Raw genomic sequence first — 12,822 nt, 5'->3', positions numbered from 1 at the left:
TCTCTCGGCTGATGCCGCCACCATCACCTGGCGGTCGGCTGACCAACTGGGGAACGCGCCCAGCCCGGGTTCGGGCGTAGGCTGCCGAGAACCGTTGTGCGGCTGTGCTATTCGGCGGTCGAACTCAGAAGGCGCCGGTGCGGGTGAGGGCGGCGAAGCCGGTGTGGCCGAGGACGGCCGGTTCGGCGCCCAGTTCGGCGAGGGTGATGCGGTGGATCGCGGAGCGGGGGATCAGTGCGGCCCACTCCTCGGCGATGGCGAACGGGTGCACCGGGTCGTCGACCGCCGTCACCACGGCCACCGGCACCTCCAGCGTGCTGAGGCGGTCGGTATCCGGCCATTTGTAATCGGCGGCCTCGTCGAGCGCGTCGGGCAGACCCGGCCACTGCGCGCGCCAGGATTGGGTGAGCGCGTCGGCGAGCCAGGCGGGGCTGCTCGCACGCATCCGCTCGACCACGGCGTCGAGCCCGTCGGCGCGCAACTGGGCCGCGGTCACCCCGGCGCTCACGGTGGCGGGGCAGGCGGCGGTGTCGGGACCGGTCCACGCGGGCAGGGCCGCGACCACCCCAGCGGTCAGCTGGGGATGTTCGGCGGCCCACTCGATCGCGACCGCCGCGCCGAGCGAGATTCCCGCCACAACAACGGGACCCGTCGCGGCCGCGGCCTCGAGCGCGGCTCGATAACTCGCGACGACGGCAGCCGGGTCCGGCTGTACCGCGACCACGTCGAGACGGCGCGCTCTGCCGGCCGGTTCGAAGGCACGCCGGGCGAAATCCGCATCGGATCCGCTGCCGGGCAAGGCCACGACGACCTGAGCGGGCGACACGGAGTGTGGGGAGTCGAACACCGGTCCGAGCGTAGCGGGGGTGCTCTGGTGCATCTACAGTGGCGGGGGTACGGCCACAGCCGGTCGTATGTGGAAACCACGATGGTGTGCGACCCACACTGTCTGCTCTATGCAGGAGAGCGTGCGAAATGTCATCCGCAGCCTCAGGGTATTTTCGACGTCTGGGCCGCAGACTGACCGAAGATATCGACCAGTTGGACGCAGAAGAACTCGCCGAGAAATCCGAAGCCTCCGGCGCGTGCCGGGCCTCGGAGTGTCGCCGCGGTGACGAGGCCACCATGCTCGGTAGGCTACGCAGCGTCGAAGCGTGTCCGAAGTCCGCGGGCGCCAGTGTGCAGGCGGAGTTCTTCGACGGCACCGATGCCATCACCCTGGTGTGGATCGGCCGTCGGCGCATTCCCGGTATCGAGCCGGGACGACGTATCTTGGTGCGCGGCCGGGTCGGCGATCGAGACGGCCGCAAAGTGATCTACAACCCCTACTACGAATTGCGCGGGAACAGCTGACGTATGCCATCGAGCAACGACAACGCCGCCCCAGGCGAACAGACCGAGCCCGCAACGGCTCTCGACCCGGACCGGGTCGACCCTGACGAAGCAGTCGCCGAGCAGACCCTGCTCGAGCAGCTCGGCGGATTCAGCGGCCTGATCTCTTCGACAGTCCCGGTTGTCGTCTTCGTACCCGTGAACGGTTTCGCGGGCCTCACCGCCGCCATCTGGGCCGCACTCGGGGTCGCCGCGCTGATCCTGATCTGGCGGCTCGTCCGGCGCAGCCCCATCCAGCCCGCTATCTCCGGCTTCCTCGGTGTCGGCATCTGCGCGTTCATCGCCTATCGGATGGGGGAGGCGAAGGGTTTCTTCCTGTTCGGCATCTACACCAGCCTGGTGTACGCGGGCGTGTTCCTGGTGTCGATGCTGGTGCGCTGGCCGCTCGTCGGCGTGATCTGGGGCGTGCTCAACGGCCACGGCACCGACTGGCGCTCCGATCGCCGGGTGCAGCGCCTCTACTACCTGGCCACCACCACGTGGGTGGTCGTGTTCGCCGCGCGCTATCTGGTGCAGTCCCAGCTCTACGACACCGACCGGACCGGGTGGCTCGCCGTCGCTCGGATCGGAATGGGCTGGCCGCTCACCGCGGTCGCGCTGGTGGTCACCGTGTGGGCGGTGCGCCGGGCGGGCCATCTGCCCGTGCGCCGGGGTGCCGCGGCCGAACCCGCCTAGCGCGTTAACCCCGCAGGCTCGTCCTGCGAAAACACAGTGGGTGGGGCGTTTCTCACCGCAGAGGTGGGTGGTTACCCACCCTGGGGTGCCTGGAAGGCGACCCGAGTTCGGCAGACGATCAGTGCGTCGAGAAAAACACGCACGATCGCACGAAAGGACTCGGACCGTGGCCCCCGAGCACAAGACCGCAGCACCGTCGAAGAACCACCATCCGGCCCTGTCCGAGAGCCGCCGGGTCGGCGCCGAACTGGACAAACTGATCGGTCCCGCGGCCGCGGGCGATCGCGGCGCGATCAGCGAGATCGTCCGCATCGTCCACCCGCTGGTTCGCCGGTATTGCGGTGCGCGCCTTGGTAATACGGCTCATCTGCAAGTCACCGCCGACGACGTGGTGCAGGAGATCCTGATCGCCACCGTGAATGCCATCCCGCGCTATCGGGACCAGGGCAAGTCCTTCCTCGCCTTCGTCTACGGCATCGCGGCGAACAAGGTGTCCGACGCGTTCCGCCGCTCGCAGCAGCACCCCACCTATCCGATGGCGGAGATGCCGGACGCACCGTCGACCGCCGCCGGGCCGGAGGAGTGGGCCCTGGCGTCCGAACGGCGCGTGGCCACCCGCGAACTCATGAAGATCCTCGCCCCCGCGCATCGCGAGGTGCTGGTCATGCGGATCGTGCTCGGCTGGTCGGCCGCGCAGACCGCCGAGGCGATCGGCACCAGCCCGGGCGTCGTCCGGGTGATGCAGCATCGTGCGCTGAACAAGCTGCGCGCGGAACTGAAGCTGGCCGCGTAACCCGTTCGCGACCGTCGCGCATCAGCCCTGTCGGGGAGTCAAGGCTTGATGCCGTGGTTGGCGAGTTCGACCCGCAGGTCCTCCTCCGCCTCCACCGAGGTCACGAACAACAGCTCGTCGTCGCCCTCGAACGGATCGTCGGGCTGCGGCACGATCACCCGGCCGCCGCGCAGGATCGTCACCAGGGCGGCGTCGCGCGGCAGGGTGAGCGTGCGCACCGGCTTGCCGGCGAGGGCGGTGTCGCCGGGCAGGGTGATCTCGACCAGATTCGCCTGCCCCTGGCGCAGCGTCATCAGCCGCACCAGATCGCCCACCGTCACCGCCTCCTCGACCAGCGAGGCCAGCAGTCGTGGCGTGGACACCGCGACGTCGACACCCCAGGAACTGTCGAACAGCCACTCGTTGCGCGGATCGTTCACCCGGGCCACCACCCGGCGCACGCCGAACTCGGTCTTGGCGAGCAGGCTGTGCACCACGTTCGTCTTGTCGTCGCCGGTGGCGGCGATGACCACCTCGTAGGTTTGCAGACCCGCGTCCTCGAGCAGCGCCAGTTCGCAGGCGTCGGCGTGCACCCAGACGGCGTCCGGGATCGCCTCCGGGTCGATGTGGTCGAGTTGGCGCTCCAGCAGCATGACGCTGTGCCCGCCGCGCAGGAGTTCCCTGGCGATGGATCGGCCGACGGCGCCTGCGCCTGCGATGGCCACCTTCATGTTCAGTCCTCGCTCACGGGGGGCTTGCCTGCCAGCGCGATGGCCTCGCCCACCGAACCGGATGTCGCGGCGACGTAGACGAGATCGTCGGCCTGCACGATGGTCTTGCTGTCGGGCAGCAGACCCTGGCCGAACCGGATGATGAACGCGACCCGGATCCCGACCGCCTGCTCCAGATCCCGGACGGTGCGTCCGTACCAGTCCTCGTGCAGTGGCAGCGGGGTAACTGCGACCGTGCCGGTGGGATCGCGCCAGGTGGTGGTGCTGCTGTCGCTGATGAGCGTGCGCAGGAACCGATCGGTGGTCCACGGCACCGTCGCGATGGTCGGGATGCCGAGCCGCTCGTACACCGCGGCGCGTTTCGCGTCGTAGATGCGGGCGACCACCCGTTCGACGCCGAACATCTCCCGGGCCACCCGGGCGGAGATGATGTTGGAGTTGTCTCCGGAGGAGACCGCGGCGAACGCGTCCGCCCGCTCGATTCCCGCCCGCACCAGCACATCTCGGTCGAAGCCGACGCCGGTGACGCGCTCGCCCGGGAAATCCGAGCCGAGCCGAAGGAAGGCGGCGGAGTCCCGGTCGATCACCGTGACCTCGTGGCCCACCCGCACCAGGGCGCGAGCCAACGCCGAACCGACGCGCCCACACCCCATGACCACTACGTACACCGTGCAACCCTCGTTCCTGGAACCGTGGTGTTCGGTCTGCTCATTATCGGTCGAACGGTACCTGTCGAATGATTCCATCGGCCACGTTCCCCCTCCACCCCCGCGCCAAACCTGACAGTCGCGTGCGCAACACAACTGTGCCGGCGCGAGCTCCGCAACGCCGCGCGTCGGGGTTGCTGGGTGGTTACACAGCGCCTGCCGAGTCCGGATACGGCGATGGTGCCGCTATGCTCGCTCCAGTGTCCAAGTTGACGACGGCAGCGAAACGAGTGCTGCTGGGCAGGCCTTTCCGTAGTGATTCGCTTGGCCATACCCTGCTGCCGAAGCGCATCGCGCTTCCGGTGTTCGCCTCCGATGCGATGTCCTCGGTGGCCTACGCGCCGGAGGAAATCTTCCTGGTGCTCTCCGCCGCGGGCATCTCCGCTTACATCTACGCTCCCTGGGTCGGTTTGGCCGTCGCGTTCGTGATGGCCGTGGTGGTGGCCAGCTACCGGCAGAACGTGCACGCCTACCCCTCCGGTGGCGGCGACTACGAGGTCGCGACCACCAACCTCGGCCCGACCGCCGGGTTGACCGTCGGCAGCGCGCTACTGGTGGACTACGTGCTCACCGTGGCCGTGTCGATCTCCTCGGCCGCCTCCAACATCGGCTCCGCCATCCCGTTCGTGGCCACGCACAAGGTGTTGTTCGCCGTAGTGGCCATCGCCGTGCTCACCGCGATCAACCTGCGCGGCGTGCGGGAATCGGGCACCGCGTTCGCGATCCCGACCTACGCCTTCATCGTCGGCATGTTCGTCATGCTCGGCTGGGGACTGTTCCGCATCTTCGTGCTCGGCGACGATCTACAAGCCGAATCGGCGGGATTCGGTTTGAAGGCGGAGGACGAGCATCTGTACGGACTCGCCTTCGCCTTTTTGATCGCCCGCTCGTTCTCCTCCGGGTGTGCCGCGCTCACCGGTGTGGAAGCGATCAGCAACGGCGTGCCCGCGTTCCGGAAGCCGAAGTCGCGCAACGCCGCCACCACGTTGCTGATGCTCGGCACGATCGCGGTCGTGCTGCTGATGGGCATCATCATCCTGGCGCAGAAGATCAAGGTCGTGTACGCGCACAACGAATCCGATCTGATCGGCGCGCCGGCCGGATACCACCAGAAGACGCTGATCGCGCAGCTCGCCGAGACGGTGTTCCACGGGTTCCCGATCGGGTTCTTCTTCATCACCACGGTGACCGCGCTGATCCTCGTGCTCGCCGCGAACACCGCGTTCAACGGGTTCCCGGTGCTCGGTTCGATTCTGGCGCAGGACCGTTACCTGCCCCGGCAGCTGCACACCCGCGGTGACCGGCTGGCGTTCAGCAACGGCATCCTGTTCCTCTCCGGTGCGGCGATCGCGTTCGTCGTGTTGTTCGGCGCCGAGGTGACCAAGCTCATCCAGCTCTACATCGTCGGCGTGTTCGTCTCGTTCGTGCTCAGCCAGACCGGCATGCTGCGGCACTGGACCCGGTTGTTGCGCACCGAAACCGACCCGGCGCAGCGCGCGCGGATGAAACGGTCCCGCGTGATCAACGCGGTCGGCCTCAGCGCCACCGGCACAGTGCTGATCATCGTGCTCATCACCAAGTTCTTCGCCGGTGCCTATATCGCCATCGCGACGATGGTCGCGATCTTCATCGTGATGAAAATGATTCGCAAGCACTACGATTCGGTGTCGCGCGAGCTGGAGTCCCAGGAGTGGGACGCGGTGCTGCCCAGCCGTTCGCACTCGATCGTGCTGGTATCCAAGCTGCACCTGCCGACCCGGCGTGCGCTCTCGTACGCCCGCGCCACCCGGCCCGATACGCTCGAGGCGATCACCGTCAACGTCGACGACGCCGACACCAGGTCGCTGGTACGCGAATGGGAGAAGAGCGATATCACCGTGCCGCTCAAGGTGATCGAATCGCCCTATCGTGAAATCACCAAGCCCGTCCTGGATTACGTGAAACGGGTCCGCAAGGACGCCCCGCGCGACGTGGTGACCGTGTTCATCCCCGAATACGTCGTCGGACACTGGTGGGAACAGGTGCTGCACAATCAGAGCGCGCTGCGGCTCAAAGGCAGGCTGCTCTTCGAGCCCGGCGTCATGGTCACCAGCGTCCCTTGGCAATTGAGCTCCTCCACCCGTGCCCGTACCCCGGGCGTGGTGAATGCGCCGGGTGCGGTCCGTCGCGGTTACGACGATCGATCGTGAGCGGGAGTCGGCGCGCGGTACCCGCCCGCGGGTGCGGCGGCGCCCGGACGGCGGCGATCGGATATTCGGGTGCGTGGGACGCGGATGCCTGCGGGTCCAGCGGTACACAGTGGCAGGAGAGATCGGTGATGTGCTCGCGTGGCGCGGAGGGTATGCCGGGATGAGTGACTGGCAGGGCAGCACATTCGAGGTGCGACTCGGGCAGCCCGGGCACGGCGGATTCTGTGTGGCGCGACACGAGGGGCGGGTGGTGTTCGTCCGGCACGGGCTGCCCGGAGAACTGGTGCGGGTACGCGTCACCGAGGACCGCGGCGGATCGTTCTGTCGCGCCGACGCCATCGAGATCCTGGAGCCGTCGCCGGATCGCGTGCCCGCCACCTGTCCGGTATCCGGGCCCGGTGGCGCAGGTTGCTGCGATTTCTCCTTTGCGACACCGAAAGCGCAGCGGGCGCTGAAAGCTTCGGTCGTAACCGAGCAGCTGCGCAGGGTCGCCGGGATCGAACGGGACGTCGTCGTCGAACCGATCACCGGTGCGGGCGAGGTCACCAGCGGCTGGCGCACCCGCATCCGCCTCGCGGTCGACGCGTCCGGCCGGGCCGGTGTGCACCGCTACCGCAGCACCGAGGTCATCCCCGATCTCCGCTGCCCCCAACCTGTTTCCGGCGCCCTCGAGGGCGCCGCCGACCGCCTGTGGACCCCGGGTGCCGACCTGGTGATCGCCGTCGACGGCGACGGCGTCCGTCACATCGTCGAACTGGCCCCGGCCACCCGCGACGCCGACCGCCGCGGTCGAGACCGCCGCGGCCGCCGTCCCGCGCCCCGCGAGTCGGGCGCCGAATGGGACGACACTGACGGTCGGGGTTCCCCTGGCGGCTCGGATGGACGGTCCAGTGCGGGCGGCGGCGGTGGTCGCGCGGACAGCCGCAGGGATCAGCCAGGTGCCGGGCGAAGTGATGTGTTCGGGGGCGGGGGTTCTCGTGACGATTCAGGCGGGCGGTCCGGTGTGGGCCGCGGGTCCGGTGCGGATTCCGGGGACGATGCCCGTCGTGGGCGTGCGGGTGGGGCGGGGGCCGGTCCGGGGGATGCGCGGGGTGGGCGGCGGCGGCCCGGGGCTATCGGTGGGGTGCGGCATCGGGGCGACGGGGGTGGGAACCGGCGTCCGGAGTCGTTGCGGGCGGAGGCGAAGGAGCTTCGAGACGAAGTGCGGTATGCGGCCGACGGGCGGTTGGAGGGTCCGCAGGCGCAGGAGCGGCGCAGTGCGTCGGCGCGGCGCGCGGCCACGCATGCGGCGCGGGACGAATGGGTGGTCGCCGGAAGTGGGCGGGCGGTCGAATATGTGTCCGGGCGTCGCTGGGAGGTCGCCGCGACCGGCTTCTGGCAGGCGCACCACGGTGCGGCGCAATGCTATTCGGATCTGGTGGCGGAGTGGTCCGGACTGCTGCCGGGCGGTTCGGCCTGGGACTTGTACAGCGGCGCAGGCGTTTTCGCGGCCCGGCTGGCCGGCCAGGCCGGCTTGACGGGCGCGGTGTTCGCCGTCGAATCGGCCCGTCCGGCGGTCGCCGCCGGCAAAGCCGCGCTCCGCGACCTGACCTGGCTGGAGCAGCACGCCCAGCGGGTAGAACGCTGGGTCGCCGACCGCATCGACGCCGCCGCTCCCGACGTCGTCGTCCTGGACCCGCCGCGCGCGGGCGCGGGCAAGGAGGTCATCCGCGCGTTGACCACGACCGCTCCCACCCGCATCATCCACATCGGTTGCGACCCAGCATCTTTCGCCCGCGACCTCAGCCTCTACCAGGCCGCGGGCTATCACCTCGCCGACCTGCGCGCCTTCGACGCCTTCCCTGGCACCCATCACGTCGAATGCGTGGCCCTGCTCGACCGCCCCTGATGCGGGGCCGCGCCGGAGTGTCCAACGTTCGGTGAAATCGTGGGCGGCAGGATCCTGGACAGGGCCGGTTCGATCGGCGCTGCCGGTTCAGTCGGTGTAGGTGGGTGGGCGGCGGTCGCGGCGGGCGCGGATCGCTTCGTCGAAGTTGCCGGTGGTCAGACGGACGTAGAGCTGGGCCAGACCTTCGTGTTGCATATGGGATTCGAAGCTGCCCGCCTCCATGCCGCTCCACAGCATGCGTTTGGTGAGTTCGGTGCCGACGCGGCTGAAACCGATGATGCGCTCGGCCAGGTCGTAGCAGGCGTCGAGCAATTCGGCGGCCGCGACGGTGCGGGAGACGAGGCCGATGCGTTCGGCTTCGGCGGCGTCGACGTCGCGGCCCGACAGCATGATCTCGAAGGCGCGGGACGCGCCGATCGCGCGCGGCAGCAGGTAGCTGATGCCGAGTTCGGTCGAGGTCAGGCCGTTGTTGATGCCCGCGGCGCGAAAGTAGGCCGCCGGTGCGGCGATTCGGATGTCGGTGGCCACGCTGAGGCAGAATCCGCCGCCGATCGCGGCCCCGTTGATCGCGCCGATCACCGGCTGGTGCATGCGGCGCAGGGTGATCATCACATCGTTGAGCAGGTCCATCGAACGGCGCGCGACGCTGGTGACGGTGAGCCCGTCGACATTCGGCACTGTGCCCGCGCTCTGCAGGTCCGCCCCGGAACAGAACCCTTGCCCCGCACCGGTCAACACCACAACCCGAATGTCGTTGTCGGCGCTGACCTCTTCCAGCGCCTCGCGCAGCGGAATCATCACATCGAACGCCATCGCGTTCATCCGCTCCGGCCGGTTGAGCGTGACGACGGCGACATGCGGCCGCGGCGTATCGATGAGCACGAACGACATACGGTCTCCTTGACCCCGACGGCAAACTGAAACAGGTTCTACTGTATCGGCTGCCCCGCCCGCTGCACCCGCGAAGCGCGCGCACCCCCGATGTGCACGGCTCGGTGCAATCGCGGCCGATCCCTTCGGGCGCAGAACGTCGCAAGATCGAGTCGATACCCACCTCGGCGCGCCCTGAAGTCGCGAACATGACCGGCACCGATTCGGTGATCGTCCTGGTGCAGGGTTTCGGGCGGCCTACCGGGTGAGCCGATGTGCCGCAATCGTTTCGCTAGTCCAGCTGCCAGGTGACGCGGATGCCCGCGGAGATCTCGCTTTCCCCGAGTTCCACCGGCACCGGTGCCGCACCGTAGGCGTCCATCGATACCGACATCGCTTTCAGCCGGGGCGCGGAAGGCGGTGCGGCCGAGGTGTTCTCGGTGATCTCGAGGACCGCGCCGAGCGAACGTCCGGCCCGTTCGGCGTACTGCTGCGCCTTCGCCACCGCGTTCTCCCACGCGGCGTCGCGCGCCTGTACGAGCAGCGACTCCTGGTCGGCGAAGGTGAGATTGAGCCCGCCGAGGCGAACGTCGTCCCCGCCGGCGTCGACGGCGTTGGCGATGATCACCGCCGGACCGGGATCGGCGTCGTCCCCGATCTCGCGCAGCGCCACGGTCAGCGACGTGCTCGCCAGGTATCCGGTGATCCGATTGCCTTCGCCCTCGGTCCACACCGTCTCGGTGTGGATCGACAGGCCGCTGGTCGCGATATCGGTGCCGGCGACCCCGTCGGAGCGCAGCGAGGCGCTGACCGCGGCGATCCGCTCACCGGCCCGGCTGTAGGCGAGCGCGACCTTGTTCGCCCGGCATTCGATCGAGATCGTGACGCGCATCAGGTCGGGTGTCGCGCGGGCGGTGCCCTGACCGAACAGGGTGACGGTGCCCGCCTTGCGGGAATCGGACTTCTTGCTCACTGCACGCTCCTCGGTCGGTCGATGGTTCGGGCTCCGGTCTGCTCAACGGTCGGCGGCGCGTAATCGTCCCCGCCGCGCGGAACTGCGTGTCACTTCTCGCCGGCACCTGCGACAGGCATCACTCAATAGTCGCCGCCGCGCACCGCGATCGCGCGCACCGCCGCGTCCATCTGTGCGTACGCGCCCGCGGCGAGTCGCTCGAGCAGCGCGAGCTTCAACTGCGGCGCCTGCGAGGTGAGCTGATCGAAGCGCGCAGGACTGAGCACCGCCACCCGCACGCCCGCCTCGGCCCTGGCCTCGTTCGCGAACGCCGCACCGACCAGCATCGGAATCTCGCCGAAGGACATCCCCGCGGACAGGCTGACGAGCCGATGGGTGCGGGAATCGCTGCCCAGGAACGTGATCCGGACCCGGCCCTCCAGGATCAGATACAGGCCGGAACGGGCGCTCCCGCGGGCGGCGATCACCTCGCCACGCGCGAACGTGCGCACTTCGAACTCCTTGGCCAGGCGCGTCCGATCATCCTGCTCGAGCGACATGAGCGCCGGATGTTCCTCGATCGCGATCGACGTGCACACCGGTTCGTCGGCGGGCCGGTGTCGCTCGAGCACGACGTCCTCGCACCATTCGGTGGCGGTGTCCCGGTCGATGAACACCCGGCCGCGCGGGTCGTCCGGGTCCAGGCTGGAGGCCATGTGCCCGAGTTTGGCGTCGGGATCCACGAGCGCGACGCGCACGCCGACGGCGGCGAGTTCGGTCTGCAGATCGTCGAGCATCCGCACCGCGATCGTGCTCACCTCGCCGACCCGGCGCAGGTCGACCACGAGCGCCTCGAGCTCGCCGGCCTGCTCCTCGATGCTGCGCACCGCGCTCTCCGCGCCCGCGAACAGCAGGTCACCGTGCAATTCGTAGACGCGGGCGCGATGCCCGTGCTCGGCGAGCACCGCGATCTCCTCGGTGGTCCGGCGCAATCGCGAGGGCACTTCGGCGACCGAGTAGCCGGCCCGGATCGCGGTCCGCGCCGCCCGCGTGACGTGCAGGAAGTGCAGTTCCAACCGCTGCGACAGCTCGCGACACGCCGAGACGCCGCGCACGCTGTTGCCGTGCGGGTCCAGGCGCGGCGAGTACACCGCGATGCCGATCTGACCGGGCAGCACCGCGACGATGCCGCCGCCGACCCCGCTCTTCGCCGGCAATCCGACGGAGCTGACCCAGTCGCCCGCCGCGTTGTACATGCCGCACGTGGTCATCACGCTGAGCACCCGCTCGGTCAACGCCGTGGTCAGCGCCCGCTCCCCGGTCACCGGGTTGCGACCGTTGTTCGCCAGCGTCGCCGCCATCAGCGCGAGATCGCGACAGGTCACATCGATCGAGCACTGCCGGAAGTAGCGGTCGACCGCCTCGTCGGGGTCGGAGTCGATGATGCCGAACGAGCGCAGCATGTAGCCGATCGCGCGGTTACGGAATCCGGTGCGCGCCTCGGAGGCGTACACCGCCTCGTTCATGCGCAGTTCGCGGCCCGCGAAACGCGAATAGCAGGCGCGGATGCGCTCGAAACGCTCAGCGGCGTCGTGACCGGTGATCAGCGACGCGGCGGTGATGGCGCCCGCGTTGATCATCGGATTGCGCGGCCGCTCGGTCACCGGATCCAGACTGATCTCGTTGAACGCCTCCCCGGAGGGCTCCACGTCGATGCGCTCGTCCACCGCGTCGGTGCCGCGATCGGCCAGCGCGAGCGCGTAGGTGAACGGTTTGGAGATCGACTGGATGGTGAACGAAGTCTCCATCTCGCCGGTGCCGTATATCCGCCCGTCCGCGGTGGCCAGGCACAGTGCGAACGAATCTGGCTGCACCGCAGCGAGTTCGGGAATGTAATCGGCCAGCGCGCCGGATTCGTCGGAGCGGCACAGCTGGTAGACGTCGCTGACGATCCTGGACACGACGCCCGGTTCGATTGTCCTGCCGATCGCCTCTTCGACCTGGGCCACACGATTACTCTAGGCCGAGTACGGTATGCCGAGGCTCACATTTCGGTTCGATGTCGGCTGGTGATCGTCGTGGCAGGGTGGGACAGTTGGGTTCTCGTACGAGGGCACTGCCCATCGCTCCGTAGACTGATCGGATCAGAAGCGCTATCCGGAGGGAGCGAGTTCAGGTGGGAGTGCTTTCCCGGGTCGACACGCCCGAAGATCTGCGTCCGCTGACCGCGCCGCAGTTGCGTGAGCTGGCGGATGAAATCCGCGAGTTCCTGGTGCAGAAGGTCGCCGCGACCGGTGGGCACCTCGGCCCGAACCTCGGCGTGGTCGAGTTGACCATCGCCCTGCACCGGATCTTCGATTCGCCTGCCGACCCGCTGATCTTCGACACCGGCCACCAGGCCTACGTGCACAAGATCCTGACCGGCCGCAAGGACCAGTTCGACGATCTGCGCAAGAAGGGCGGCCTGTCCGGGTACCCGAGCCGGTCCGAGAGCGCGCACGACTGGGTCGAGTCCTCGCACGCGTCCGCGTCGCTGTCCTACGCGGACGGGCTGGCGAAGGCGTTCCAGCTGAGCGGGCAGAACCGGCACGTGGTCGCCGTCGTCGGCGACGGCGCGCTCACCGGCGGCATGTGCTGGGAGGCGCT

12 protein-coding genes are annotated in these 12,822 nt (G+C 68.8%); 6 read left to right on the top strand and 6 right to left on the bottom strand.

Going from position 1 to position 12,822, the window contains the following annotated elements; translation table 11 throughout:
• Positions 1-124 precede the first annotated feature (124 nt).
• Positions 125-847 (bottom strand): alpha/beta fold hydrolase, encoded by a 723-nt coding sequence (locus tag NBRGI_RS26755; protein ID WP_029899977.1) that lies wholly within the window; start codon positions 845-847, stop codon positions 125-127.
• 128 nt (positions 848-975) lie between these two features.
• On the opposite strand from NBRGI_RS26755, the gene NBRGI_RS26750 reads away from it, so the two are divergent.
• The 3 genes from NBRGI_RS26750 (at position 976) to NBRGI_RS26740 (ending at position 2,860) form a co-directional block, all read left to right on the top strand.
• Positions 976-1,353, top strand: coding sequence for an OB-fold nucleic acid binding domain-containing protein (locus tag NBRGI_RS26750; RefSeq protein ID WP_029899976.1), 378 nt, complete (start codon positions 976-978; stop codon positions 1,351-1,353).
• A 3-nt stretch (positions 1,354-1,356) separates the two neighbouring features.
• Positions 1,357-2,067, top strand: coding sequence for a DUF3159 domain-containing protein (locus NBRGI_RS26745; RefSeq protein WP_029899975.1), 711 nt, complete (start codon positions 1,357-1,359; stop codon positions 2,065-2,067).
• A 166-nt stretch (positions 2,068-2,233) separates the two neighbouring features.
• Entirely contained in the window at positions 2,234-2,860 is a 627-nt protein-coding gene (locus NBRGI_RS26740; RefSeq protein WP_029899974.1) for a sigma-70 family RNA polymerase sigma factor, read from the top strand.
• 38 nt (positions 2,861-2,898) lie between these two features.
• Here the strand turns inward: NBRGI_RS26740 and NBRGI_RS26735 are convergent, their stop codons facing one another.
• Both NBRGI_RS26735 and NBRGI_RS26730 read right to left on the bottom strand, forming a co-directional pair.
• The gene (locus NBRGI_RS26735; protein WP_029899973.1) at positions 2,899-3,570 is read right to left on the bottom strand and encodes a potassium channel family protein; all 672 of its coding nucleotides are present in this window, start codon (positions 3,568-3,570) and stop codon (positions 2,899-2,901) included.
• Between the two features lie 2 nt (positions 3,571-3,572).
• Positions 3,573-4,238 carry a potassium channel family protein gene (locus tag NBRGI_RS26730; protein WP_029899972.1) on the bottom strand — a complete coding sequence of 222 codons (666 nt, stop codon included), beginning with the start codon at positions 4,236-4,238 and terminating at the stop codon, positions 3,573-3,575.
• 239 nt (positions 4,239-4,477) lie between these two features.
• Here NBRGI_RS26730 and NBRGI_RS26725 point away from each other — a divergent pair, with 239 nt between their 5' ends.
• Entirely contained in the window at positions 4,478-6,466 is a 1,989-nt protein-coding gene (locus NBRGI_RS26725) for an APC family permease (RefSeq protein WP_029899971.1), read from the top strand.
• Between the two features lie 160 nt (positions 6,467-6,626).
• Positions 6,627-8,354, top strand: coding sequence for a class I SAM-dependent RNA methyltransferase (locus tag NBRGI_RS49965; protein ID WP_029899970.1), 1,728 nt, complete (start codon positions 6,627-6,629; stop codon positions 8,352-8,354).
• Between the two features lie 87 nt (positions 8,355-8,441).
• On the opposite strand, the gene NBRGI_RS26715 is transcribed toward NBRGI_RS49965, so the two are convergent.
• The 3 genes from NBRGI_RS26715 to glsA form a co-directional block, all read right to left on the bottom strand.
• Positions 8,442-9,245, bottom strand: coding sequence for an enoyl-CoA hydratase (locus NBRGI_RS26715; RefSeq protein ID WP_029899969.1), 804 nt, complete (start codon positions 9,243-9,245; stop codon positions 8,442-8,444).
• Positions 9,246-9,516: 271 nt separating this feature from the next.
• Complete coding sequence (locus NBRGI_RS26705) at positions 9,517-10,197, bottom strand: SIMPL domain-containing protein (RefSeq protein ID WP_029899968.1); 681 nt, start codon at positions 10,195-10,197, stop codon at positions 9,517-9,519.
• Positions 10,198-10,319: 122 nt separating this feature from the next.
• Positions 10,320-12,185 carry a glutaminase A gene (glsA, locus tag NBRGI_RS26700; protein WP_081878239.1) on the bottom strand — a complete coding sequence of 622 codons (1,866 nt, stop codon included), beginning with the start codon at positions 12,183-12,185 and terminating at the stop codon, positions 10,320-10,322.
• Positions 12,186-12,352: 167 nt separating this feature from the next.
• Between glsA and NBRGI_RS26695 the strand changes: the two genes are divergently transcribed.
• On the top strand, positions 12,353-12,822 hold a 470-nt coding region (locus NBRGI_RS26695), incomplete at its 3' end, for a 1-deoxy-D-xylulose-5-phosphate synthase N-terminal domain-containing protein (protein WP_029899966.1).

It is taken from the genome of Nocardia brasiliensis IFM 10847 (genome assembly GCF_000710915.1).
GTDB classification, from domain to species: Bacteria; Actinomycetota; Actinomycetes; order Mycobacteriales; family Mycobacteriaceae; genus Nocardia; species Nocardia brasiliensis_A.
The sequence above is the reverse complement of the archived record's forward strand: the minus strand, read 5'-3'. Positions and strand labels throughout refer to the sequence as shown.